Source organism: Kitasatospora herbaricolor (assembly GCF_030813695.1).
GTDB classification, from domain to species: Bacteria; Actinomycetota; Actinomycetes; order Streptomycetales; family Streptomycetaceae; genus Kitasatospora; species Kitasatospora herbaricolor.
This window is the reverse complement of sequence record NZ_JAUSVA010000002.1, coordinates 3,858,147-3,883,253: the sequence shown is the minus strand read 5'-3', so window position 1 is coordinate 3,883,253 and position 25,107 is coordinate 3,858,147. Positions and strand designations below refer to the sequence as shown.

The 25,107-nt window shown below is 73.5% G+C and carries 17 protein-coding genes; 13 read left to right on the top strand and 4 right to left on the bottom strand.

Going from position 1 to position 25,107, the window contains the following annotated elements; genetic code table 11:
* Window positions 1-111 precede the first annotated feature (111 nt).
* The 6 genes from J2S46_RS17280 to J2S46_RS17255 all read left to right on the top strand — a co-directional run bounded on the left by J2S46_RS17280 (window position 112) and on the right by J2S46_RS17255 (window position 10,565).
* On the top strand, window positions 112-1,470 hold the full coding sequence (locus tag J2S46_RS17280; protein WP_191289644.1) for a serpin family protein: 1,359 nt from the start codon (window positions 112-114) through the stop codon (window positions 1,468-1,470).
* A 362-nt stretch (window positions 1,471-1,832) separates the two neighbouring features.
* On the top strand, window positions 1,833-6,104 hold the full coding sequence (locus J2S46_RS17275; protein WP_191289645.1) for a tetratricopeptide repeat protein: 4,272 nt from the start codon (window positions 1,833-1,835) through the stop codon (window positions 6,102-6,104).
* Window positions 6,105-6,122: 18 nt separating this feature from the next.
* On the top strand, window positions 6,123-6,545 hold the full coding sequence (locus J2S46_RS17270; protein ID WP_191289646.1) for a J domain-containing protein: 423 nt from the start codon (window positions 6,123-6,125) through the stop codon (window positions 6,543-6,545).
* Window positions 6,542-7,492 carry a nucleotide exchange factor GrpE gene (grpE, locus tag J2S46_RS17265; RefSeq protein ID WP_191289647.1) on the top strand — a complete coding sequence of 317 codons (951 nt, stop codon included), beginning with the start codon at window positions 6,542-6,544 and terminating at the stop codon, window positions 7,490-7,492. Before J2S46_RS17270 ends, grpE begins: the two co-directional genes overlap by 4 nt.
* A 50-nt stretch (window positions 7,493-7,542) precedes the next feature.
* Complete coding sequence (locus tag J2S46_RS17260) at window positions 7,543-10,077, top strand: Hsp70 family protein (protein WP_191289648.1); 2,535 nt, start codon at window positions 7,543-7,545, stop codon at window positions 10,075-10,077.
* Window positions 10,074-10,565 (top strand): tetratricopeptide repeat protein, encoded by a 492-nt coding sequence (locus tag J2S46_RS17255; protein WP_191289649.1) that lies wholly within the window; start codon window positions 10,074-10,076, stop codon window positions 10,563-10,565. Before J2S46_RS17260 ends, J2S46_RS17255 begins: the two co-directional genes overlap by 4 nt.
* Before the next feature lie 38 nt (window positions 10,566-10,603).
* Here the strand turns inward: J2S46_RS17255 and J2S46_RS17250 are convergent, their stop codons facing one another.
* The 4 genes from J2S46_RS17250 to J2S46_RS17235 form a co-directional block, all read right to left on the bottom strand.
* On the bottom strand, window positions 10,604-11,695 hold the full coding sequence (locus J2S46_RS17250; protein ID WP_191289650.1) for an ADP-ribosylglycohydrolase family protein: 1,092 nt from the start codon (window positions 11,693-11,695) through the stop codon (window positions 10,604-10,606).
* A gap of 46 nt (window positions 11,696-11,741) precedes the next feature.
* Window positions 11,742-13,043 (bottom strand): DUF2786 domain-containing protein, encoded by a 1,302-nt coding sequence (locus tag J2S46_RS17245; RefSeq protein WP_229912639.1) that lies wholly within the window; start codon window positions 13,041-13,043, stop codon window positions 11,742-11,744.
* Window positions 13,044-13,161: 118 nt separating this feature from the next.
* Entirely contained in the window at window positions 13,162-14,769 is a 1,608-nt protein-coding gene (locus J2S46_RS17240) for a transporter (RefSeq protein WP_191289652.1), read from the bottom strand.
* Entirely contained in the window at window positions 14,766-15,554 is a 789-nt protein-coding gene (locus J2S46_RS17235) for an ABC transporter ATP-binding protein (RefSeq protein ID WP_191289653.1), read from the bottom strand. Before J2S46_RS17235 ends, J2S46_RS17240 begins: the two co-directional genes overlap by 4 nt.
* 234 nt (window positions 15,555-15,788) lie before the next feature.
* Between J2S46_RS17235 and J2S46_RS17230 the strand changes: the two genes are divergently transcribed.
* The 7 genes from J2S46_RS17230 (at window position 15,789) to tuf (ending at window position 24,871) form a co-directional block, all read left to right on the top strand.
* Window positions 15,789-16,403: a DUF1707 and DUF4190 domain-containing protein gene (locus tag J2S46_RS17230; RefSeq protein WP_229912640.1), complete on the top strand. Its 615-nt coding sequence runs from the start codon at window positions 15,789-15,791 to the stop codon at window positions 16,401-16,403.
* Between the two features lie 297 nt (window positions 16,404-16,700).
* A complete protein-coding gene (locus J2S46_RS17225; protein WP_191289654.1) occupies window positions 16,701-18,374 on the top strand; it encodes a hypothetical protein in 1,674 nt (557 codons plus the stop codon).
* 68 nt (window positions 18,375-18,442) lie between these two features.
* Window positions 18,443-20,035, top strand: coding sequence for a DUF2142 domain-containing protein (locus J2S46_RS17220; protein WP_191289655.1), 1,593 nt, complete (start codon window positions 18,443-18,445; stop codon window positions 20,033-20,035).
* Between the two features lie 418 nt (window positions 20,036-20,453).
* The gene (rpsL, locus tag J2S46_RS17215; RefSeq protein WP_014144289.1) at window positions 20,454-20,825 is read left to right on the top strand and encodes a 30S ribosomal protein S12; all 372 of its coding nucleotides are present in this window, start codon (window positions 20,454-20,456) and stop codon (window positions 20,823-20,825) included.
* 2 nt (window positions 20,826-20,827) lie between these two features.
* Window positions 20,828-21,298, top strand: a complete 471-nt coding sequence (gene rpsG / locus J2S46_RS17210) for a 30S ribosomal protein S7 (protein ID WP_073924319.1) — start codon at window positions 20,828-20,830, stop codon at window positions 21,296-21,298.
* A gap of 39 nt (window positions 21,299-21,337) precedes the next feature.
* Window positions 21,338-23,443, top strand: coding sequence for an elongation factor G (fusA, locus tag J2S46_RS17205; RefSeq protein WP_190210875.1), 2,106 nt, complete (start codon window positions 21,338-21,340; stop codon window positions 23,441-23,443).
* Window positions 23,444-23,677: 234 nt separating this feature from the next.
* On the top strand, window positions 23,678-24,871 hold the full coding sequence (gene tuf, locus J2S46_RS17200; protein WP_190210874.1) for an elongation factor Tu: 1,194 nt from the start codon (window positions 23,678-23,680) through the stop codon (window positions 24,869-24,871).
* The last annotated feature ends 236 nt before the right edge of the window (window positions 24,872-25,107 follow it).

The window sequence follows — 25,107 nt, the reverse complement described above, 5'->3', positions numbered from 1 at the left end:
TGCGTCCGGAACCGGACCGGGGGCGCCCGCGTCGAACCGCCGACAGGCGAATCCGCCGGTACCGGCGCCGGGTCCCGACCGGCGCCCCGATCCAGGACGGGAACACCCGCCATGACCAGTCGGACCAGTCGGACCAGTCGGACCACTCGGACCCGCCGGACCCGCCGCCCGGCGGTGCTCCTCCTCGCGGCCGTCCTCTCCGCGGCCCCGCTCGCGGCCTGCGGCAGTACGGCGGGCCCCGGCGCGGCCCCGGCCACTTCCGTGGTCCGCGCCTCCGCGCCCGCCACCCCCGTGAGCGCCGACCCCGGGCAGGTCGCGGCCACCGCCGCCGCCACCAACGCCTTCGGCGTCGACCTCTACCGGGCACTGACGGCCGCCGGCGGCGGGGGCAACCTGGTGCTCTCGCCCTCCGGCCTGGCCACCGTCCTGGCCATGGTGCTGCCCGGTGCGCGCGGCGCCACGGCGGACGAGCTGTCCAAGGCGCTGCACACCGGACTCACCGCCACCCAGTACGCGGTGGCGACGGGTGCGCTCGACCGGCAGTCCCGCCCGGCCGAGGGCAAGGACGCGGCGGTGCTGCGGAGGTCCGACACGCTCTGGGCCCAGCAGGGCTTCACCCTCGACCCCGGCTACCTCGCCACCCTCGCCGCCGCCTTCGGCACGGGCGTGCGCACCACCGACTTCAGGACCGACCCGGCCGGCTCCCGCCAGGCGGTCGACGCACTCGTCGAGAAGGACACCGAGGGGCGGATCAAGGACCTCTTCGGCCCGCGCGACATCACCCCGGACACCCGGCTCGTCCTCACCGACGCCCTCTACCTCAAGGCGAAGTGGCGCGAGCCCTTCCAGCACTCCCACACCTCGGACCAGCCGTTCCACCGGCCCGACGGCAACGCCGCCGCCGTCAGCACGATGGGCCGCAACGCCGTGCTGCGCTACGCCGAGGGCTCCGGCGGGATCGCCGGGCAGCCCTGGCAGGCCGTCGAACTCCCCTACGCCGGAGGCAATCTGGCGATGGACGTGGTGGTCCCCGCGCAGGGCGGGTTCGAAGGCTTCGTCCACGGCCTGGACGCCCCGCAACTCGACCGGATCCTCGGCGGCCTCGCCGAAAGGCAGGTCGACCTGACCCTGCCCCGCTTCACCTTCGAGACCTCGAACAACCTCGTCGGGCCACTGCGCTCGCTCGGGGTGAACACCGCCTTCGACGCAGCCGACCTCGGCGGCATCCCGGGCCCCGGCGAGCAGGAGCGGCTGAAGGTGGACGCCGTGGTGCAGAAGGCGACCGTCGCCGTGGACGAGGACGGCACGGTCGCCGCCGCGGGCAGCGGCGTCGGGATCGCCGCGGTCGCCGCGGCGATCCCGACGCCGGCCGTCGAGCTGCACGTCGACCGCCCGTTCGTCTTCCTGATCCGGGACACCGCCACCGGGCAGCCGCTCTTCCTCGGCCAGGTCACCGACCCGAGGCCCTGACCGTCTCCGGCGCCCTGACCGTCTCCGGCGCCCTGACCGTCTCCGAGGTCCTGGCACCACCGAGGCCCTGAATCACGTCTCTGAACCAAGGCCCCGAACCAAGGCCCTGACCAGCTCTGAAACGCCGACCGGCCACAATATGACTGATCGACAAACCAATTGGGCACCAAGGATTTTGGGGTGATTTCGGGAAGAGATCTCCGCTCCGGCCGATTGCCCGGCAAGATGTTTTCGTGGTGCTCCCGCGCACCTGGACGGGCGACCGGCCTGGCGCGGGCCGCACCGGGGGAGACAGCCGAGACGGCAGCTGAGGGGGGTCCGTTGAGTGCGACGGATGGGCGCAGCCACGCCCGGATGCGGCGATGACGATCCTTCTCGTCCTGCTGCCGGTGATCGCTCTGCTGGTCTGGGCCGGGCTCCGCAGCCGGGCCGCGAGCCGCCCGGTCACCCGGGCCGACCAATGCGCCGAACTCCTCGCCGCGGCCGATGCCGCGCGGGCCGCCGGCCGGACCCCGCAGGCCCTGCGCGCCTACCGCAAGCTCGCCGAACGGCTGGTCGGCGCCGTCCTCAGCCCGACACTGCGCAAGGGCCGCGGCAACGCGCTGGTCGGCCAGGGCCTCTGCACCGCCGCCCTGGGCGACGGACCGGCCGCCCTCCGGCTCTACCGCGAGGCCTTCGCCCTCACCGAGCTCCCGCCCGAGGCGCTCCTCGCGCTGGCCGAGGACATCGCCGCCGGCGCCGCCCCGGACGCCGGGGCCGGGGCGGAGGAGCTCGACATCGTGCTCGCCGCCCTGGCGGCCGCCCCCGGGCAGGCGGCCGGTCCGGTCGACGGGTACCTCCAGCAACGCTGCCTGGCCGCCCGCCGGCGCGGCCACGCGGAGGTGGCGGACCTCGCCCGCCGGGTGCTGCTGGCCGCCCCCGGCCTGGAATGGGCGGTGCTCGCCCGCAGCGCGGCCCAGCGCGCCGGCGGCCGCCCTGCCGACGCCGAGGCCACCCTGCTGGTCGCCACCGGCCGGGCCACGGCCGGCGGCGCGGTCACCGGCAGTGCCGAGATCTGGTTCCGGCTGGGCGTGCTGCTGGCCGGACAGGGCCGCCACCCGGAGGCCGTCCAGGCCCTGGACGAGGCCGCCCGCCGCCCGCCCGGCACGCCGTCGCCCTGGACCCTGGGGGAGCGGCTGCGCCGGGAGGTCCCGCTGCAGCGCGGCATCGCGCACCGCGAGGCGGGCGATCCGGTCCGGGCCCGCGCCGACCTCGACGCCGCCGTCCGGGAGGGTCCGGACGACCCGCGCACCCACTACGCGCGCGGCGTGCTGGCCGTCGCCGAGCAGGACGACGCCGCCGCCGGGGCCTGCTTCGAGGCCGCGCTGCGGGCCGACGCCGACCACGCGCCCGCCCGCTTCGGCCTGGGACTGCTGGCCGAACGGGCCGCCGACCCCGCCACCGCCGTCGCCCAGTACCAGGCCGGGCTCGCCCGTACCCCCGGCTGGGAGCCGGGCCGGGTCAGACTCGGCGCCGCGCTCGCGGCCGCCGCCCAGCCCGCCCAGGCCCTGCACTTCCTCGACGGCCTGCGGACCGCCGAGGCCGAGCACCACCGCGGCCTCGCCCACGCCGCCCTCGGCGACCCGGCCGCCGCCGCCGAGTCCTGGGCCGGCCTGGAGCAGATCCCCGCCGTGGCCCGCAACCTCGCCACCGCCCGGGACCACCTGGCCCGGCGCGCCCTGGCCGCCGGCGACCACGCCCGGGCCCGCGAACTCTGGGAGAGCTGCCGGGAGCTCCACCCGGACGGCACCCACCCGGCCGCCGCGACCTGGCCGGCGCTCGTCGCCGAGGCCGCGCTGCGCGAGGGCGGCACCGCGTTGCTCGCCCGGCCCACCGACGACCTGGCCCGCCGCCGGATCACCCGCCTGCTGCGGATCGCCCTGCTGTCCGACCCCGAGGACGCCCGCGCCACCCACCTGCTCGCCGTGCCGGCACTCCTCCGCGGTGACGCCGCCGTCGTCGTGGACCTGCTCCGGCCCCTGGGGCAGCGCCTTCTCACGCCCCGGGGGCGTCATCACCTCGCGCTGGCCCGGCTGCTGCAGGGCCGCCCGGCACTCGCGGTCGCGCTGCTCGGGGAGCAGGCCGGGGCCGAGCGACCCGGCCCCGGCGGGACGGCCGCGCCGGACGCCGCCGAGGCGTTCCCGCGGGACCCGGCCGAAGCCGTGCTGCGCGGCGCGCTCGCCGCCCGGGCCGGCAGCTGGGCCCGCGCCGCCGCCCTGTACGCGCACGCGCTGGACCCGGGGCCGGAGCCCGGCGACCTCCCGGGCGGCGAACCCGGCGTCCCGGCGCTGCGCTGTGCCGTCGGGGAGGGTGCCGCCCACGGTGCTGCCGTCGCTGGCGGCGCCTCCGGCGACGGGGCCGCCGGGGGCTGCACGGCCCCGTCCACCGTCCGGTGCGGCCAGTGCGGGCGGCCCTGCTGCCACGACCACGCCGCCGTCCTGCCGCCCGGCTCCCCGGCCGAAGCCCCGGGCACGACCCCGGCCGCCTCGGGGACCTCGACCGCATCCCGGACCTCGACCGCCACCCCGGCCGCCCGCTGCCGCAGCTGCCTGGCGCCGGTCACCGCCGCCCTGCTCGACGCCGCCCGCCGGGCCGGCGACCTCGACCGGGCGGAGGCCGCCCTCACCCGCTGGGCACCCGCCGACCCCGTCGCCCGCCGGACGGCGGCCCTGCTCCGCGCCGAGCGCGGCGACCTGGCCGGCGCCGCCCAGGCCTACGGCGAGGCCGGCCAGGACCGGGCCGCCCGGGCCGCCCTGGCCGGGATCCGGTTCGCGCTGGCCGTCCGGGCGGCCCGCGAGCAGCGCTACGAGGAGGCCGAGCAGCAGCTCGACCTGACCCTCGAACTCGCCCCCGCCCACCCGACCGGCCTGCGCGGCAAGCAACTGCTGGCCGAGCGCCGCGCCGACCTGGACGAGCAGGAGGGCCGGCACCCGCAGGCCTGGGAGCACCGCCGGGCGTCCTGGCAGCAGGCGCCGGGCGACCTGGCCGCGATCCACGCCCTGGCCCTGGCCGCCCACCGGCTGGCCGCCTCGGGCGCGGGCCGCACCTACTGGGAGTGGACGGCCGCCTGCTGGGCCGCCGTCCTGCACAGCCCGGCGTTCTGGGAGCTGCTCGCCGAGCGGACCGGACGCACCCCCGGCCCCGAGCAGATCGCCGCCGCCCGCGCGGCCCTGGCCGAGCGGATCGGCCGCGACCTGCGGGAGGCCGAAGCCGCCGACGGCCCGGCCGACCAGGCCGCCGGCACCGCCCTGGACGTCCGGTGGAGCCTCGAACTGCAGGCCGCCGAGGAGATGGCCCGGGCCGCCCAGGCCGGCCACGGACCGGCCGGGCTCGCCTGCGGCCCGCTGCTGCTCGCCCGGATCCGGGAGCAACCCGCGGGGCCGGCCTGGACCGGCCCTCTGGACTCCGCCCTCGCCGCCCGCGGCGGCGACGGCCTCGCCCGGCTCGCCGCGCTGCTCTCCCCGCTCGGCGTCCAGCACCACCTGCTGGAGCAGGGCCTCTACGAGGACGCCGTGTCGGCCCTGGCCGGCCTGGAGGGCGAGGAAGCCGCCGACCTGCTGACCGAGGTCCTGCTCCGGCAGGCGGGGGAGCGCCACCGGCACCGCGAGTGGGCCGCCGCGCTGGACAGCTGGACCAGGGCCGCGGCCGGCGGCGCCGCCCTCGGCACCCGCCGCGAGCAGATCGCGGACGCCGCGCTCCAGGGCGTCCGGTCGCTGCTGGCCGAGGACAGCGAGAACCACGCCGGCGCGGTGGCCCTGCTGGAGCAGGCCCTCGCCCTCGCCCCAGGCCACCACGGCGTCCGGCAGAACCTGGGGGCCAGCTACCTGCAGCTCGGCCGCAAGGTCAACAACGAGCAGCGGGACTACGCCGAGGCACTGCGGCTCGTCCGGCTGGCCCTGGAGTTCACCCCCGACGACGAACTCGTCCGGCGGACGGCGGGCACCGTCCTGGGCAACCGGGCCGGCGCCCTGATGGACGAGGGCCGGGACAGCGACTTCGCCCAGGCCGAGGAACTGCTGCGCGAGGCACTGACGCTCGCGGACAGCGACGACACCCGCCGCGCGCTGTCCGGCGTCCTGTACCGCAAGGGCCGCAAGCTCGCCCTCGCCCGGGACCGCGCCCCGGCGCTCGCCGCCGCGACCCAGGCCGTGGTGCTCGACCCCGAGAAGGACATCGTCGACGCCCGCGCCGAGGGCCGCCGGATCCTCGGCGTGATGCTGCACAACCACGCCCTGGGCGAGGAGTTCAAGAGCCGGCCCGCGGAACGCATCGGCCTGCTGGAGGAGGCCCGCTGGTACGAGGACGACGCGCAGACCCGCGAGGCGCTGGCCTGGACGCTGCGCAACCACGGCGTCGACCGGGCCAACGCGAACGACTTCACCCGGGCGGTCGCCCTGCTCAAGAAGTCCCTGGAGGTCCTCGACCTGGCCGACACCCGGCAGCAACTGGCCCTCTGCTACCGGATCCAGGCGGTCGCGCTGGCCAACCGGCGGGACCTGTACGGCGCCCGCCGGGCGGTTCGCGAAGGCCTGGAGATCGATCCCTACAACACCGAACTGATGATGCTCAACACCCAGTTGGCCAGGATGCGCTGATGGGGACAGGAGACCGTCGTGCCACTGCCCGATGAGACCGCGTACGACATCCTCGGGATCCCGCTCCGGGCCGGGGCGGCCGAGATCAAGGCGGCCCACCTCAAGGCCATCCGGGCCCGCCGGCACAGTCCGCGCGAGGTCAACGCCGCCGCCGCGACCCTGCGCAACCCCGACCGGCGACTGGCCCTCGACATCCAGGCCCCGGCGCCGGCCCAGTGGCCGACCGCCCTCGCCGAGACCTTCGCCGACGCCGCCCCCGAGACCTTCCTGCCGCCCGTGCAGGAGCTCGGACTCCCGCCCCTGGAGGCCCTCGTGGTGATCCGCCCGGACGAGGTGACGGGCGCCTGGCGCCCGCCCGCCGGCGAGCCGCCGCCCTTCGAGGCGGTGGACCGGTACGCCGTCACCCTCGCCGTGCTGCCACCGGTGGAGGTGCCCGAATGACCGGGACGGACACCGGGCGCCCGGCTGCGGACCTGCCCGCGGACGGCCTCCCGGCCGGGCAGGGCCCGGAAGCACGGAGCCTGGGAGCGCAGAGTCCCGGGGCGCAGATCCCCGGTGCCCGGCTCCCTGCCGGCGCCGACCCGCTGGCCATCGACGAACAGCCGCTGCCGGTACCGCCCGGCGCCGCGGACGTGGACCTCGCGGACGCCTTCGGCAAGCTGCTCTTCCGCAGCGCCTTCGCCCAGCGCAAGCGTGCCGAGGAGGCCAGGGAGGCCGAGAGCGGCCTGCGCGACCTCCTGCTCGGCCTGCTGGAGGTCGACGACGCGCTCGGCGCCATCGCCGGCCCCGAACTCCAGCCCGGGCCGTACCCCGAACGCCTGCTCGGCGCCCCTGCCACGGCGGGGGCGGGGGCGGCGGCGACCCGGCGGCTGCTGCGGCTCAAGCTGGCCCGGGCCGGGGTGCGGCCGATGAGCTTCGACAACCGGCTCGCGAACACCGCCGTCTCGGAGATCGTGGCCACCACCCCGGTCGCTGGGATGCCCGAGGACACCGTGGTCGAGGTGGTGCAGGCCGGGTTCTTCTGGCAGGACCAAGTCCTGCGCCGGGCCCGGGTCGTGGTCTCCGTACTTCCGGAGGAGCTGCCGGAGGAGCTGCCAGGGGAACTGCCGGACGAGTCGCCGGCGCCCGAGCCCGTGCCCGAAGCGGCGTCCGAGGCCGTACCCGAACCCGTAGCCGAGCCCGTGCCCGAACCGGCGCCCGAGCCGCTCGCCCCCGAGCGCCCCCGGCCCGTCCGCAGGCAGCCGAAGCGGCAGCAGTCCCGGGCGAAGCGCCGTACCACCGCGGGCAGCGGCAGCGGCGCCGGCACGGGTGGCACCACCGACAGCACCAGCACCGACACCACCAGCGCCGACACCGGCAGTACCGGCACCGGCAACACCGGCGGCTGAGACCAGCAGCAGCACAGTGCCGACGGACGGCGCAGTGAGGGGACAGGGACGTGTACAGGACGCTCGGTATCGACCTCGGCACCACGAACTCCGTGGTCGCCCAACTCCGCCGGGGCGAACCGGAGATCATCCACAACCGGCAGAACCAGGAGGCCACCCCCTCGGTGGTCGGCCGGGGCAAGCGCGGTGAGCTGCTGGTCGGCTCCAGCGCGCGCGGCCGGGTGGCCACCGACGCCGAGAACATCATCCGCTCGGTGAAGCGCTTCATCGGCCGCAAGTTCAAGGACCCGCAGGTCCAGGCCGTGCTGAAGGATCTGGCCTACCGGGTCACACCGGGCCAGGACGGCGACGTCAACGTCTGGTTCAACGGCCGCGCCTACACGCCGATCGAGTTGTCGGCGATCATCCTGCGCAGGCTCAAGGAGGACGCCGAGCTGCGGTCCGGCGACGTGTTCCACCGCGCCGTGATCACCGTGCCGGCGTACTTCGGCGAGCGGCAGGTGGCCGCGACCCAGGAGGCCGGCCGGCTGGCCGGGTTCCAGGTGCTGCGGATCATCAACGAGCCCACGGCGGCGGCCCTGGCCTACGGGATGACCGGCGACCTCGGGGACGAGGGCCGGACCGTCCTCGTCTACGACCTGGGCGGCGGCACCTTCGACATCTCGATCCTGCTGCTGATGCCGGGTTCGGTGTCCGTGCTCGGCATCGAGGGCGACAACCTGCTGGGCGGCGACGACTTCGACCGGCTGCTCACCGAGGAGCTGCTGCGGGAGATCCGCGCCGAGCACGGCGCCGGCTACCAGCCCGACCAGCGGGACCGGCCGAGGATCGACGGCGCGGCCGAGGGCGCGAAGATCGAGCTGTCCAGCCAGCTGGTGGCCGACCTCAACCTGACCGGGCTCGGCGGCGGCCGGCTGATCCTGGAGACCGAGCTGGAGCGGGAGCGCTTCGAGCAACTGGTGGCCGGCCGGATCGAACGGACCCTGGAGCTGACCCGCAAGGCCGTCCGGGAGGCCAACCTGACCGTCGGGGACATCGACGAGGTCCTGCTGGTCGGCGGTTCGACCGCGATCCCGCTGGTCGAGCGGGAACTGGCGGCGCTGTTCGGGCCGGAGCGGATCCGCCGCGGCGTGAACCCGATGCAGTGCGTGGCGCTCGGCGCGGCCGTGCAGTCCGCGCTGATCGCCGAGCTTGACTGCCCGTCCTGCCGCACCGACAACCCGCTCGCCGCCGCGGACTGCGCCGGCTGCGGCAACTCGCTGCTCGGCGAGCCCCGGACGACCTGCCAGGGCTGCTTCCTGCCGGTCGACCCGCAGGCCGCCGAGTGCCCCAAGTGCGGGACGGCGCCCGTCCCCGACGAGAACCAGACACTGCCGCCGGTCCCGGCCGCAGCGGCCGGGGTGCGGAGCTGCCCGCGCTGCGGCACCGCCGCCGCGCCCGGGGCCCCCGCCTGCGGCCTGTGCGGCGAGTCGCTGGCGCCGGCCGCCGCCGACCGGGACACCGGCGGCCTGCGCTGCGCCGCCTGCGGGGTGCTCAACGCCCCCGGCGCGGAGTCCTGTTCGGGCTGCGGGGAGTGGATGCAGGTCGCCAACCCCTTCGACATCACCCCGAAGGACCTCGGGATCGAGCTCAACGACGGCCGGATGGCGGTGATCATCCCCAAGAACACCAACTACCCGACGGCGGAGCCGGTCCACAAGGACTTCTTCGCCACCGGCGGCGGCAGCCGGCGCCTGGAGGTCGCCGTCTACGAGGGCGACCACGAGGTGGCCCAGCAGAACGAGCTGATCGGCGCGCTCACCATGAAGCTGCCGGAGGACGCCACCGGCCGGGCCCGGATCACCGTCTCCTTCGGGCTCTCCGCCGACCGCACCATCACCCTGGAGGTGCGGATCAAGGGCGGCGAGGCGAAGACCGTCACCCTCCAGCGGACCGTCCTCGACCCCGAGTGGCGGGCCAAGGTGGACGACCGCCGGCGCGCGGTGGCGGAGTTCACCGAGCGCTGGGAGCAGGAGCTCACCCCGCAGGAGCGCCGAGCCGCCGAGAACCTGCTCGGCGAGCTCGACGACATGGCCGCCGGCCAGGTCAAGGGCCGCTCGGCCGAGCAGATGCTGGCCGACTCGCTGCAGCGCCAGGAGGCGCAGGCGATGGTCCGGGGCGTCAGCGCCTACCTGAGCGCGGTCATCCAGAGCTGCGACCGGCTGCTGCGCCCGGACGACCTGGACGAGCTCAAGCGGCTGCGGGCCGAGCTGGACGCGGCCCGGGACGCCGGCGACCAGGCGGCCGCGGTGGACGCCGCCGAGCGGGCGGACGCGGCGATCGCCGCCCTCGGTCACACCGTCCGGGTGCTGACGTACTGCCGGGTGTTCGTCGTCCAGGGCATGGTCAGCCCGGCGCTGGCCCAGCAGATCAGGGCGGCCCTGCAGCGCGTCGACGACGGCCTGGACACCGGCAACTTCGAGCTGGTGAACGCCGGCATGACCGACCTGGTGGAGTGCTACGCGCTCGCCGGGCAGGACATCGACGCGCACCACGGCTCGGTGCCGAGCGGCCCGGTGCGGCCCGAGGAGGCGGGGCCGCGATGACCTCGATCCCCCCGCCGGTCAGCCCCGAGCCGGTGATCCCCCGGCAGGACGACGGCGCCGGGTACGGCGTGCAGTGCCCGCTCTGCCGGCTCGCCCCCGCGCCGGACAGCCTGCGCTGCCCCGGCTGCCAGGAGGATCTCGCGCCGCTGGTGCACCTGCGGCTGCGCGGCCGGCTCGCCTACAACGAGGGCCTGCGGCTGGCCCGGGCCGGGTCGCTGGGGGAGGCGGTGGGCGAGCTGGAGCGCGCGGTGCGGCTGGAGCCCGGGCTGGTGGTGGCCTGGGTGGTGCTGGGCAAGGCGGCCGCCCGCCTGGGCGACCGGGCCCGCGCCGCCGAGGCGCTCGGCCGGGCCCTGCGGCTGGACCCGGGCCACCCGGGGGCGGGGGCCGCCCTCACCGGGCTCACCTCGGCCCGGCCCGGCGCAGAGCGGTCCGGCGGGGAGCGGTCCGGCGGCCACGCCGGGCACGCGTCGCCCGCCGCCGACGTCTGACCGCCTGACGGAGCGGCGGCTGCCCGCCCCCGCGGCCGCTACCCCACCGGGTAGCGGCCGTCGAGCACCGGGTGGGCCGGCTCCCGGCTGCCGAACAGCACCACCAGGTCGTCCGCGACCCTGCGCAGGACCTCCCGGCCCTCCACCGAGTCCGTCCAGGCGGCAGGCAGCGCCGTGGCGCCGTAGGCCGCGCCGACCAGGTTGCCGCAGACCGCGCCGGTGGAGTCGCTGTCACCGGAGTGGTTCACCGAGAGGAGCAGGGCCCGCCGGGCGCCAGCCGCGCCCTCGCCGCCCGCCAGCGCGCAGTACACGGCGACGGCCAGGCACTCCTCGGCGATCCAGCCGAGGCCGACCCGTTCCACCCAGTCGGCGCTCGGGTCGCCCTGGTCGGCGAGCAGCACGGCCCGCCGCAGCGCCTTGACGGTCTCCTCGGCGGCGGGCCAGCCGGCGGTCTGCTCGATGGTCTCCTCGACGGCGGTGCGCAGGTCCGTCCCGGCCGTCACCCGTTCGATCAGCGCGGCGAAGGCGCCCGCCGCCAGGTACCCGGTCGGGTGGCCGTGGGTGAGCTGGGCGCACTGGGCGGCCAGCCCGAAGGCCTGCTCGACGCCGAGCCGGGCCAGCCCGAACGGCGCCGAGCGCATCACCGTGCCGCACCCCTTGGAGTGGGCGTTGATCGGGCCGGGCTGCCCGAACATCGAGGGCGTCTCGAACTCCCGGTGGTACGCGACCCCGGTCATGCAGGCGTTGCCCGGCGCCCGCCGGGCGTACAGGAACGGCTGGCGGAGCAGCCAGCCGTCGTACGGCGCCTGCAGGGGCAGCAGGTCGGGCCCGTCCTGTTCCTGGGTCAGCAGCCAGCGCTGGTAGGCGCCGTGGACGGCCTCCGGCACCGAGCCGCCACCGCCGGACCAGCCCCGGACGAAGCCGCGGATCAGGCCCTCCGCGGTGAACAGGGTCATCTGGGTGTCGTCGGTGACCTGGCCGCCCCGGTTCGCCACCGGGCCGGTGACCCCGTCGGGGCCGTAGCGCCCCCGGATGTCGTCCAGGTGCAGGAACTCCACCGGCCAGCCGAGCGCGTCACCGACCGCCCCGCCGAGCAGGGCGCCCCGTACCCGGTCCGCGTACTCCGTCACAGCACCAATCCCCCTTCGTCCGGGCCCTCGCCCGGATCTTCGCCGTTCAGCGCCGGATGGCCCCGGCCCGCCCGTGCAGCGCGGCACGGTCGGCGGCGGCCCGGCCGGCCGCCCAGCCCTCGCCGTCGCTCACCCGGACGCGCTGCGAGGTCAGCTTCGGGAACATCCGTCCGATCGTCGCATCCACCGCCTGCTCCCGTGCGGCCAGTGCCGGGAGCAGCCGCTCGTCCGGTGTCAGCTGCTCGGCCGTGCCGTCCTCGCGCAGGTGCCGGCCGGCGGCCGCGTCCTGGGTGGCCTGCTCGGTCGCGGTGGTCAGCCGCTCCCGGATCCGGGCCGCGTAGGCGACCAGGAAGGACTGCCGGAACGCCTTGGTCCTGGACGCGCCGTCCAGGTGCTGGCGGCTGCCCGCCCTGTGCATCGCCGCGGTGGCCTGCACCAGCAGCGAGGTGTAGAGCAGTTCGACGCCGTCCAGGTCGGCGTCGAAGCCGACGATGGTGCAGAAGCCGAACTCCTTCGCCCAGACCACCCGGCAGCGGTTGGCCGCGGCCACCGCGTCCAGCAGCATCGTCTTGGGGACCTCGTACGGGCTGTCGACGCCGATCCGCAGCGCCGCCGGGGTGTCCGCGGCGGCCGCGGTGACGGCCAGCAGCGCCTCGTCGATGCTGTGCTGGGCCATCAGCTGCTGGGCCTTGGCGGTCAGCGCCTCGGCCTCCTCCGGGTACTCGGTGGACTCGGCCTTGGCGAGCAGCGCCCGGATCCGGGACAGCATCCGGGGCTCGCCGGTGACCGGCCCGCTCGGCCGCTCGGCCCGCGGGGCCTGGCCGGGCACCGGGCCGACCGGCTGGACGGGCGGCAGGTGCCCCCAGGTGCGGAGCAGTTCCAGCGCGGCGGTGGCCAGCGCGAAGCGGTCCAGCCGGTGGCGTCCGGCGAAGTCCGTGAGATAGGTCTCGTCGCCGGTCCACCACACCTCGGTGGCGAGTTCCCGCAGCTGCTCGTGCCAGCGCCGGTCGAGGGCCGCCGCCGGGTGGCGGCGCCCTTCGGCGGCGATCAGGTCGACGGCCAGCGCCAGGTGCACCGGCTTCAGCTCCCGCCGCACCACCCGGGCCAGGTCGGCCGGCCGCCAGCCCGCCGACCAGCAGCGTCCGACCGCCGTGTCCGCGTACCGCAGCAGCGCCCGGCTCACCTCCGGCCACTGGCCGGGGGCGGCGGCCAGCATCGACGCGCCGGTGTCCAGCGCGAGGTCCAGCCCCTCCGCGGGCGCGGCCACCACCCGGTGGACCGCCTGCTCCAGCAGCCCGCCGACGGCCTCGTCCGGCCCGGAGTCCTGCTGCTGCCTGCGCTTGCCCACGGTGAATCTGCTTTCGCTGCGTACGGTGTCCGGGGTGGTCGGCCCTCCTGCCATGATGCCGGAGCGCGGGCGCGGACCCGTCCGGCGGCGGGTGAGCCGCCAGCAGTGCGGCCCGGGATCAGCGCTCGACGGCCTTCGCCAGGATCTCCGGCAGCCGGCCGAGCAGTCGCCCGGCGGCCACCCGGACCCCGAGCGCGGCGGCCGCGGCGCCGTAGAGCGGCCCGAGCGGCAGGAGGAGCCAGGCCGGGCCGTCGGTCGCCAGCGCCCAGGCCAGGCAGCCGCCGGCCGGCAGGCTCAGCAGCAGCACCCCGACCATCGAGCCGAAGGTGTTGAGGAGGGTCAGCCCGCTCTGGCCCGGGGCCGCGTTGCGCATCGGGTTGCCGTCGGCGGGCATCGCGTACGGCGCGACCACGCTGAACAGCGCGCCGAGCCCGACGGCGCAGCCGAGCACCGACAGGGCCAGGCCGAGCGCGGGGGCGAACCCGGCCCAGTCGCCGGTGGCGCTCGCCAGCACCAGCCCGAGCAGCGCGGTGACCGGCACCGCGTAGAGGAGGACGGCGTAGGCCCGCCCGCGCAGCTCGTCCCGGGCGTCGGCGGGGGTGACCAGGGTGGCGGCGACCATCCAGAAGGCGGAGCCGTCCATCCCGAACAGGTTGACCATCTGCAGGCCGAGGAACATCCCGGCCATCACCACCAGGTAGACGCTGGACCACCCCTGGACGAGCGACAGCACGCAGACCACCAGCGTCATCCCGATGCTGGTGAACACCGCGGCCTTGGCCCGCGGCTCCCGCCAGGCGTACCGCAGGTGCCGCTGCATCACCGCGCCGGTCCGGCCGGCGGGCAGGAAACCCCAGCCGTGGGACTGCCCCACGCCGCGGGCCACCTCCAGGGTGGAGGCGTCGGCGGTCACCATCAGCTGCTGGAGACTGGCCAACCACCAGCGCAGCAGCAGCGCGAGCAGGACGGCGCCGGCCGCGAGCTGCAGCAGGGCCAGGGCGTAGTGCCCCTCGCCGGCCGTGCGGGCGGCGTCCAGGGCGCTGACCGGCGGCACCCAGCGCAGCACCGCGGCGAACGGCGCGAAGGGGGAGAGGTCCAGCGATTCGCCGGGCCTGCCGAGGGTGCTCTGGAAGCTGAGGTTGGCGACCTGCACGAGCAGGGCGAAGAGCAGTCCGCCGAAGACGGCGAAGTCCTTGCCGCGCCGGCTGGACAGCAGCCGGGCGTTGCCGGCGGCGACCGCCCTGGACAGCGTCACCACGCTCACCACGGTGAGCGGGACGCCGATCACGGCGGCCACCGCGGAGGCGGCGCCGTGCGCGCCGGCCAGCACCGCGCCGGTGAGCAGCACCAGGGCGACGGCGGGGCCGGGGCCGATCAGCGCGGCCAGCACCGAGCCGCGCAGCAGCGGTCCGGGCCGCAGCGGCAGCATGGTGAGCCGGGTCGGGTCGGCGCTCTCGTCGCTGGAGAAGAGGAAGAGCGGCACCGCGGCCCAGCCGAGGACCAGGGCGAAGGTCACCATGACGGCGGCGTCGCCGGCCCCGGCCCGGCCGTTCAGCAGGGCGAGGCCGAGTCCGAGGCCGGCGGCGAGCAGCAGGCCGGCCACGGTGCCGAGGACGTAGACGGCGGCCCGGCCGGGGCTGCGGCGCAGGCCGTTGCGGAGCAGCCGCAGTTTGAGCGAGACCAGGGCCCGGACGACCTGCCGGCCTTCGGGCGGCGCGGCGCTCACCGGTCGCCGCCGAGCCAGCCGAGGGCCTGGTCGTCGTCCTCGCGGACGCCGATCAGGTCCAGGAAGGCGGCGTGCAGCGAGCGCCCGCCGCGGACCTCGTCCAGCGGGCCGTGCGCGATCACCCGGCCGGCGTCGACCACCGCCACCCAGTCGCAGAGCTGCTCGACCAGTTCCATCACGTGGCTGGAGAAGACCACGGTGCTGCCGGCCGCGGCGTACCGCTTGAGCACCCCGCGGATGGTCTGGGCGGAGACCGGGTCGACGCCCTCGAAGGGCTCGTCCAGGAAGAGCACGTCGGGGTTGTGCAGCAGGGCGGCGGCCAGGCCGATCTTCTTGCGCATGCCGGTGGAGTAGTCGGCGACCAGCTTGTCCGCGTCGGCGGTGAGGTCGAGGACGCCGAGCAGTTCCCCGGCGCGGCGGTCCACCTCGGCGCCGGGCAGGCCGCGGAGCCGTCCGTTGTACTGCAGCAGTTCGCGCCCGCTGAGCCGCTCGAACATCCGCAGCCCCTCGGGCAGGATGCCGATCCTGGCCTTGACGGCGACCGGGTCCGCCCAGACGTCGGCGCCGTGGATCAGGACCGTTCCCTCGTCCGGCCGCAGCAGACCGGTGGCCATCGACAGGGTGGTGGTCTTGCCGGCGCCGTTCGGGCCGACCAGCCCGATGAAGGCGCCGGCCGGCAGTTCGAGGTTCAGCCCGGCGACGGCGGCCTGCCGGCCGAAGCGCTTCCACAGGTTGTGGATACTGACGGCGGCTCCGGGGGACGACGGCGGGGCGGACGCCTGCATGGGTGCTTCTCCAGGGTGGGGGAGGCGGGGTGACGGGGTGCGGCCCAGCCTGCCACCGTGCCGTCGGGCCGCCGGCGAGTCCCCGGATACGGCGTGTCTGGGCCAAATGGGCGAGCGTGGACGGATCCGAACACGCTCCCTGTCGAAATCGGCAACTACTCAGGGCGCTCCTTCGTCCTGCACTATGAGAGCAGCGAGCGCGCGCGGCGCGCCGGGTGTCGGGGAGGTGGCCGGATGGCCGTACAGCCGTGGGGTCAGCAGGGCTCCGGGTACGGGCAGCCCAATCCGTACGCCCAGCCCCCGACGAACCAACAGCCCCAGCCGTACGCCCAGCCCTGGCAGCCCGCCCAGACCCCGCAGGCCGCCATGCGCGCGGCTCACACGGACCGCGACCGCACGGTGGACGTCCTCAAGGCCGCCTACGCCGAGGGACGCCTCTCGGCCGAGGAGTACTCGCAGCGCTTCGACGCCGCGAACCGCGCCCAGACCTACGGTCAGCTCGCGCAGATCGTCGCCGATCTGCCCTCCGGCCCGATGGTGCTGCCGATGGGCGCGGCGGTTCCGGTCGTCCCGCCCACCTTCCTGCCGCCGCCGGTGATCCCGATGCAGCGGCCGACCAACGGTGTCGCGGTCGCCTCGATGGTGCTCGGCCTGCTCTGCGTCCCCACCGCCGGCACGCTCGCGCTGCCGGCGGTGATCTGCGGGCACATCGCCAAGTCGCAGATCCGGGCGCGGCACGAGGAGGGCGACGGGATGGCCACCGCCGGCCTGGTGATCGGCTACCTGTCGATGGCGGGCTGGCTGCTGCTGATGCTGCTCGGCGTGCTCGCCTCGGTCGGCGGCGGCTGAACCGGCCGCGGGCCGTCCGCCGGCCCCGGCCCGGGGCCGGCTCCCCGGCGTCCGGCGCGGCCCGTGGTGACCGGCCGCGGTGACCGGCCCGCCGTCCGGTACCACACCGACGGTATCGATTCCGCAGCGGCCGGGCCTCCACGAAGGCTCGTCAACGGGCAGGCCTTAGGATGCCCGGAGCGGCTACTGCTGTGTCAACGCAGGAGCCAGCCGCACTCGCCGTCGGCCGGATGCCCGGTGAGGGGGGCGTCAGACTCCGCGGTTCGCGGGACATCGACCACCGAGGACTCAAATCCAGTGACAGTCAGCACCGAGAGTGCGAGCACGCCTTCGCCGTCCCGCTCGCACGCCGGAGCAGGCCGCGCCGGCCGCCGGCCCCACCTGCGTCCGGCCTGGCGCTCACCGCTCCTCCTGGCGGCCGAGGCGGGGGTGGCCTTCGCCGCCGCACTCGTCCTGCCCTATCTGGCCCGCAGCTTCAAGCTCGACCCGCTGAACCGGCTCGCCCAGGTGAGCGGCCTGGCCGCGATCCAGCTCCGGTTCGCGGTGATCGGCCTGGTGCTGGTCGCCGCCGCGGTGGTCGCGATGCGCCTGCGCGGCGGACGCCACTTCGGCCTGGTCACCCGCTTCGCCAGCGCCGCCATAGCCGGGCTGGCCAGCGGCTTCGTCGCGGCGGGTGCGGTGGTCGCGCTGCTCGGCACCCCGTGGCCGATGTTCGGGCTGAACGGCGACAGCGGCCGGATCGTCGAATGGTCGCAGGCGGTGGCCCACGGGCTGCCCTCGCCCTCCCCGGTCTACCCGCCCGCGCCGCTGTACACCCTCGGGTACTACGCGCAGTGGTTCCACGACGGGAACACCGCCTACGCCTTCAAGGACCTCCAGATCCTGGGCGCCGCGGCCTTCGGCCCGCTGGTCTACCTGGCCTGGCGGATGCTGCTGAGCCCGATCCGCGCCCTGGCGTTCGGCGTCCTGCCCGCCTTCGCGCTGATCGACGCCTACAAGCCGTACAGCCAGACGGTGCTGGTCCTGCTGGTGCCGGTGCTGGTCGCGATGGTCATCCAGCTGAGGCGCAGCGGCACGGACGGCTGGCGGTTGTTGCTGCTCAAGGGCGCCGGCTTCGGCGCCCTGCTCGGGCTGCTGTTCCTGACCTACTCCGGCTGGTTCCTGTGGAGCGCGGCCGGCGTGCTGGTCGCCGCCCTCGTGTACTTCCCCTGGCGGGCCGACCGGCTGCGCGGGCTCGCCTTCGTCGCCGTCACCGCGGGGGCCTTCGCCGCGGTGGCCGGCCGCTACCTGGTGACCCTGCTCACCGAGGGTCAGACCACCAAGGACGTCAGCTTCCGGTTCGACAACTTCACCGACCCGGCGTACTTCCTGATGTGGCGCACCGACATGCCCGGCAAGGTCACCGAGTGGCCGCTGCCCGGCGAGTTCGGCGGCATGGGCCTGTTCGCCGTGGTGATGTTCGTCTGCCTGGGCGTCGCGCTCTGGCTGGGCCTGCGCAAGCCGATGGTGGTCACCATCATCTGCATGTTCGCCAGCGCCTGGGTGGTGCGGATGTACATCGCCTCGCACATGTACGAGACCCAGACGGTCCAGCTCTACACCCGCACCAACAACCAGCTGCTCTACTGTGGGCTGATCCTCTGTGCACTGGTGGCGCACCTGCTCTCGCTCCGACTGGCCGAGCGTCGTGGCGGGGCCGCCGACGGGACGGACGGGACGAAGACCTTGGGCGGTGGCTTCCCGAACCCGCAGGGCGCCGTCGTCGGCGCGCTGTTCGCCCTGCTGTTCCTGTTCGGCACCGTCTCCTCCTCGATGGCCGACCGCTACATGCCGGCCAAGGAGAACACGTACCGGATCCTGCCCTGGGTGTCGCACACCGTGCAGAAGCTCGACGGGAAGTGCCCGAAGTTCGCTCCGGGCGGCGTCTGCACCAAGGAGGGCGACCAGGCCTGGGTGGCGATGATCCAGTGACCGGCGGCGGTGGGTCCGCCCCTCCCGACAGCAAGACTTCTCCGAGTTCCCCAGAGGGCCATCTCCAGATGACGAACACCATGAAGCGGCTCGCCGACCGGCTCATGAAGACGCCCCGACGTCTGTGGGTGGTGTCCTTCGTGCTCTTCTTCATGCTGGGCGGCGCATTCTCGCTCTCCACACCCATGGGCGCCTCGCCGGACGAGCACGCGCACATCATCCGGGCGGCCGCGGTGGCCCGCGGGCAGCTGGGCGGCACCGAGGTGATGGTCCCGCACCGGGTGGCCAACATCGACGGGAACTTCGCCGAGACCGGCGTCCAGCTCCCCGCCTGGTACGAGGACCTCAAGACCATCAACTCGTGCTACGTCTTCCGGCCCGAGCGCTCGGCCGGCTGCGCACCGGGACTGGGGCACTCGGCGGAGCAGATCACCGAGGTGACCACCGCCGCGGGCCGCTACAACCCGGCGTACTACGCGGCGGTCGGCTGGACCAGCCGCGTCCTCGACGGGGTGAGCGGCCTCTACCTGATGCGCCTGGTCTCGGCCGCCATCGGTGCCGCACTGCTGGCCAGCGCCATGGTCGCGGCCGCCGAGTGGCACCGGCGATCCATCACGGTGCTCGGGATGCTGGCGGCGGCCACACCGATGTCCCTGTTCATGATCGGCATGGTGAACCCGAGCGGTGCGGAGATCGCCGCGGGCACCCTGGTCTGGAGCTCGGTGCTGCCGATCCTGATGTCGCCCGAACCCAAGCTGCTGACCAGGCGGCTGGCCCGGCTGGGGATCGGCGCCACGGTGCTGATCAGCATCAGGCCGCTGGGCATCATCTGGTTCCTCGGTGCCGTGGTCGGCGGCCTGCTGCTCCAGGAGCGCGGCGCGCTGCGCTCCGTCCTCAGCCGCAAGTCGGCCTGGATCTGGGGCCTCGTGGTGGCCGCCACCAGCGCGTCCGCGCTGGCCTGGACGGCCCTGCACCCCGACCACTCGGTGATAGACACCCCGGCGGACCTCACGGTGCGCAAGGCGGCCCGGATGTCCTTCGACAGCTCCCTGACCTACATCAAGCAGATGATCGGCTACTTCGGCTGGCTGGACACCCCGACGCCGGCCGCCCCGCTGCTGGTCTGGAGCACCGTGGTGCTGCTGCTGGCGATGCTTGCGCTCTGCTTCGCCCGGCTCCGGGAGACGGTGGCGGTGCTCGGGATCGTCGCGGGCATCATCCTGATCCCGGTGGTCGCGCAGGCGGCCCAGGCGCAGCAACTCGGCCTGATCTGGCAGGGCCGCTACCTGCTGCCGTTCGCGGTCGGACTGCCGATCACGGCGGCCGCGATCTGCGTGAAGCGCTCCCCGGTCAACGGGATGCCCTGGCGCCGGCTGGTGGCCCTGTCGGCGTTCTCGCTGTCGGTGGTCAACCTGACCTCATTCGTCTGGGCGCTGCGACGCAACACCGTGGGCACCGAGGGCTCGTTCCTGCTCCTGCACGCCCACTGGTCGCCGCCGGGCACCTGGCTGCTCTGGATCGTGGTCTACGGCGCGGCGGCCCTGGTGCTGACCCTGTTCGTGATGGCGGACGACCGCGGCCTCACCCCCGGGGGCTCCCCGCTCGGCGCCGGCCGGGTGCTCGGCCGCCGGGGCGAGCGCAAGGTCGCGCCGGCGGCTTGACGCCGACCCGCTCCGGATGCGGATCCGGAGCGGGTGTGATAGCGCTGGAGGGACGGACCGCGGCCGTGACGGACGCCATGACCTGGGCCGTCGCATTTGTTTTGACCGCGCCCGATGCGCTAGGTACGCTCTGACCTTGTGCCTGGGGTGTCCCCGGGTCCTTGTGCGTGCAAGCACACCGGCCGCCGCGCCACGGCGATGCGCTCTCCAGCGCCTCGCGCGCGTGAGCGCCGTCGCTGCACATCAGCTCATGGGATTCCGCGATTCCTCCACCGTCCGTGTCGGCTGCGAAGCCGGTGCGGAGGGGCTGGAAGAAGCCCAACACACCCGACCGCGTGGGTCGACCACGGGGCCGTGTGCGTTGGGAACACCGCAGGTTAGATCTACCAAGCGATGGCACACAGAAAACGGAGAAACGGTGCCTACGATCCAGCAGCTGGTCCGAAAGGGCCGGCAGGACAAGGTCGAGAAGAACAAGACTCCCGCGCTCAAGGGCTCGCCCCAGCGTCGTGGCGTTTGCACGCGTGTGTACACGACCACCCCGAAGAAGCCGAACTCGGCTCTCCGTAAGGTCGCCCGTGTGCGCCTCACCAGCGGGATCGAGGTCACCGCTTACATTCCGGGCGAGGGCCACAACCTGCAGGAGCACTCCATCGTGCTCGTGCGTGGCGGTCGTGTGAAGGACCTGCCGGGTGTGCGTTACAAGATCATCCGCGGCTCCCTTGACACCCAGGGTGTCAAGAACCGCAAGCAGGCCCGCAGCCGCTACGGCGCCAAGAAGGAGAAGTAAGAATGCCTCGTAAGGGCCCCGCCCCGAAGCGCCCGGTCATCATCGACCCGGTTTACGGCTCCCCTGTGGTGACGTCGCTGGTCAACAAGATCCTGCTGCACGGCAAGCGCTCCACCGCCGAGCGGATCGTCTACGGCGCCCTCGAGGGCGTTCGTGAGAAGACCGGTGCCGACCCCGTCGTCACCCTGAAGCGCGCGCTTGAGAACGTCAAGCCCGCCCTCGAGGTCAAGTCCCGCCGTGTCGGTGGCGCGACGTACCAGGTTCCGGTCGAGGTCCGTCCGGGCCGCGCCGCCACCCTGGCGCTGCGCTGGATGGTCGGCTACTCCCGCGCCCGTCGCGAGAAGACCATGACCGAGCGCCTCATGAACGAGATCCTCGACGCCAGCAACGGCCTGGGCGCTTCCGTGAAGCGTCGCGAGGACACCCACAAGATGGCCGAGTCCAACAAGGCCTTCGCGCACTACCGCTGGTAGTCCTAACCCCGTCACTAGACAGAGAGAGAACGAGCCACCATGGCTGCAACCTCCCTTGACCTTGCCAGGGTCCGCAACATCGGGATCATGGCGCACATCGACGCGGGCAAGACCACCACCACCGAGCGGATCCTGTTCTACACCGGTGTGTCGTACAAGATCGGTGAGGTCCACGATGGCGCTGCCACCATGGACTGGATGGAGCAGGAGCAGGAGCGCGGCATCACGATCACGTCGGCCGCGACGACCTGTCACTGGACCGTCGACGATGTTGACAACACGATCAACATCATCGACACCCCGGGTCACGTCGACTTCACCGTCGAGGTGGAGCGTTCGCTCCGCGTCCTCGACGGCGCCGTCACGGTGTTCGACGGTGTCGCCGGTGTCGAGCCCCAGTCCGAGACCGTGTGGCGGCAGGCTGACCGCTACGGCGTCCCGCGCATCTGCTTCATCAACAAGCTGGACCGCACGGGCGCGAACTTCTTCTTCTGCGTCGACACCATCGTGGACCGCCTCGGCGCCACCCCGCTGGTGATGCAGCTCCCGATCGGTGCCGAGGGCGACTTCGCCGGCGTTGTGGACCTGGTCCGCATGAAGGCGCTGGTCTGGTCCGCCGAGGCCGCCAAGGGCGAGATGTACGACATCGTCGACATCCCGGCCGACCTCCAGGAGCAGGCCGCCGAGTACCGCGAGGCGCTGCTGGACACCGTGTCGAACGTCAGCGACGAGGTGATGGAACTCGCCATGGAGGGCGAGGACGTCCCCGAGGAGCTGCTGGTCGCCGCGATCCGCAAGGGCACCCTGAACTCGGACTTCACGCCGATCTTCTGCGGTACCGCCTTCAAGAACAAGGGCGTTCAGCCCCTGCTCGACGCGGTCGTCAAGTACCTGCCGTCGCCGCTGGACATCGAGTCCATCGAGGGCACCAAGCCCGGCGACGACACGGTCAAGATCTCCCGCAAGGCCTCGGACGACGAGCCGCTCGCCGCGCTGGCGTTCAAGATCATGTCCGACCCGCACCTGGGCAAGCTCACCTTCGTCCGGATCTACTCCGGGCGCCTTGAGGCCGGCACCGCCGTCCTCAACGCGGTGAAGGGCCGCAAGGAGCGCATCGGCAAGATCTACCGCATGCACGCGAACAAGCGTGAGGAGATCGACTCGGTGGGCGCCGGCGACATCGTCGCCGTCATGGGTCTCAAGCAGACCACCACCGGCGAGACCCTGTCCGACGAGAAGAACCCGGTCATCCTGGAGTCCATGGACTTCCCGGCCCCGGTCATCCGCGTCGCGATCGAGCCGAAGTCGAAGGGTGACCAGGAGCGTCTGGGCACCGCGATCCAGCGGCTGGCCGAGGAGGACCCGTCCTTCCAGGTCAACACCGACGAGGAGACCGGCCAGACCATCATCGCCGGTATGGGCGAGCTGCACCTCGAGGTGCTGGTCGACCGTATGAAGCGTGAGTTCAAGGTCGAGGCCAACGTCGGCAAGCCGCAGGTCGCCTACCGCGAGACGATCCGCAAGGCCGTCGAGCGCATCGACTACACGCACAAGAAGCAGACCGGTGGCTCCGGCCAGTTCGCGAAGATCCAGATCGCGATCGAGCCGATCGAGTCCGGCGAGGGCTACGAGTTCGTGAACAAGGTCACCGGTGGCCGCGTTCCGAAGGAGTACATCCCCTCGGTCGACGCCGGTTGCCAGGAGGCCATGGAGTTCGGTGTCCTCGCCGGCTACCCGCTCCAGGGTGTCCGCGTGACGCTGCTCGACGGTGCCTCGCACGACGTCGACTCCTCCGAGCTGGCGTTCAAGATCGCCGGTTCGATGGCCTTCAAGGAAGGCGCCAAGAAGGCCGGTCCGGCCCTCCTGGAGCCGATGATGGCCGTCGAGGTCACCACGCCCGAGGACTACATGGGCGATGTGATCGGCGACATCAACTCTCGCCGTGGCCAGATCCGGTCCATGGACGAGCGTCACGGCGCCCGCGTCGTTTCGGCGCTGGTGCCGCTCTCCGAGATGTTCGGCTACGTCGGTGACCTGCGCAGCAAGACCTCTGGTCGCGCAAGCTACTCGATGCAGTTCGACTCGTACGCCGAGGTTCCGCGGAACGTGGCGGACGACATCATCGCCAAGGCCAAGGGCGAGTAAGGACCGGCTCCGGCCGTGTCCTCACCGAGGGCGGCGGACATCCCGAACATTCGGGACGTTCACGACCCCTTAGGCTGTTAGGAGACATACCCGGCGGGATCACACAGATCCCGCCGGCGTCTCCGCCCCCACCCGCGGGACGGCATGGAGCGCAAACCGGCGCTCCGTACCAAAACCCGATCAAAGACCAACTGACGTCGTACGGCGTACAGAACTGTCCTCAGGAGGACTGCAGTGGCGAAGGCGAAGTTCGAGCGGACGAAGCCCCACGTCAACATCGGCACCATCGGTCACATCGACCACGGTAAGACGACCCTTACCGCGGCGATCACCAAGGTGCTGCACGACGCGTACCCCGACATCAACCCCTTCACGCCGTTCGACCAGATCGACAAGGCGCCGGAGGAGCGGCAGCGCGGTATCACCATCTCGATCGCGCACGTCGAGTACCAGACCGAGGCGCGTCACTACGCCCACGTCGACTGCCCGGGTCACGCGGACTACATCAAGAACATGATCACCGGTGCGGCCCAGATGGACGGTGCGATCCTCGTCGTCGCCGCCACCGACGGCCCGATGCCGCAGACCAAGGAGCACGTGCTCCTGGCCCGCCAGGTCGGCGTCCCCTACATCGTCGTCGCCCTGAACAAGGCCGACATGGTGGACGACGAGGAGATCCTGGAGCTCGTCGAGCTCGAGGTCCGCGAGCTGCTCTCCGAGTACGAGTTCCCGGGCGACGACCTGCCGGTCGTGCGCGTCTCGGCGCTCAAGGCGCTCGAGGGTGACAAGGAGTGGGGCGAGAAGCTCCTCGGCCTCATGCACGCTGTCGACGAGGCCATCCCGACCCCGGCCCGCGCCACCGAGCTCCCGTTCCTGATGCCGATCGAGGACGTCTTCACGATCACCGGTCGTGGCACCGTCGTCACCGGTCGTATCGAGCGTGGCATCCTCAAGGTCAACGAGACTGTCGACATCATCGGCATCAAGGAGACCAAGACCACCACCACGGTCACCGGCATCGAGATGTTCCGCAAGCTGCTCGACGAGGGCCAGGCCGGTGAGAACGTCGGTCTGCTCCTCCGTGGCATCAAGCGCGAGGACGTCGAGCGCGGCCAGGTCATCATCAAGCCCGGTTCGGTCACCCCGCACACCGAGTTCGAGGCCCAGTCCTACATCCTGTCGAAGGACGAGGGTGGCCGTCACACCCCCTTCTTCAACAACTACCGCCCGCAGTTCTACTTCCGTACCACGGACGTGACCGGCGTCGTGACCCTCCCCGAGGGCACCGAGATGGTCATGCCGGGCGACAACACCGCCATGACGGTCGTGCTGATCCAGCCGATCGCCATGGAGGAGGGCCTCAAGTTCGCCATCCGTGAGGGTGGTCGTACCGTCGGCGCCGGCCAGGTCACCAAGATCCTCAAGTAATTTGACGGTCTGACCGCTCCCCGGGGACTCGTCCCCGGGGTGCAGCCAGGGCCCGGTGTCCGCCCCTTGGGCGGTCGCCGGGCCCTGGCGCTTTTTCCGGACGGCCGGGAGTTATGATCCGGCCGTGGGGGTTGGGTGGCCGAGCCCCGTGGACGGATCGGGCCGTGACAGCCAGGCCCCGTGATCCGGTCGAGTACATGATGGAAAGGTGCCTTGTCTCCCGTGGCGATCCGCTC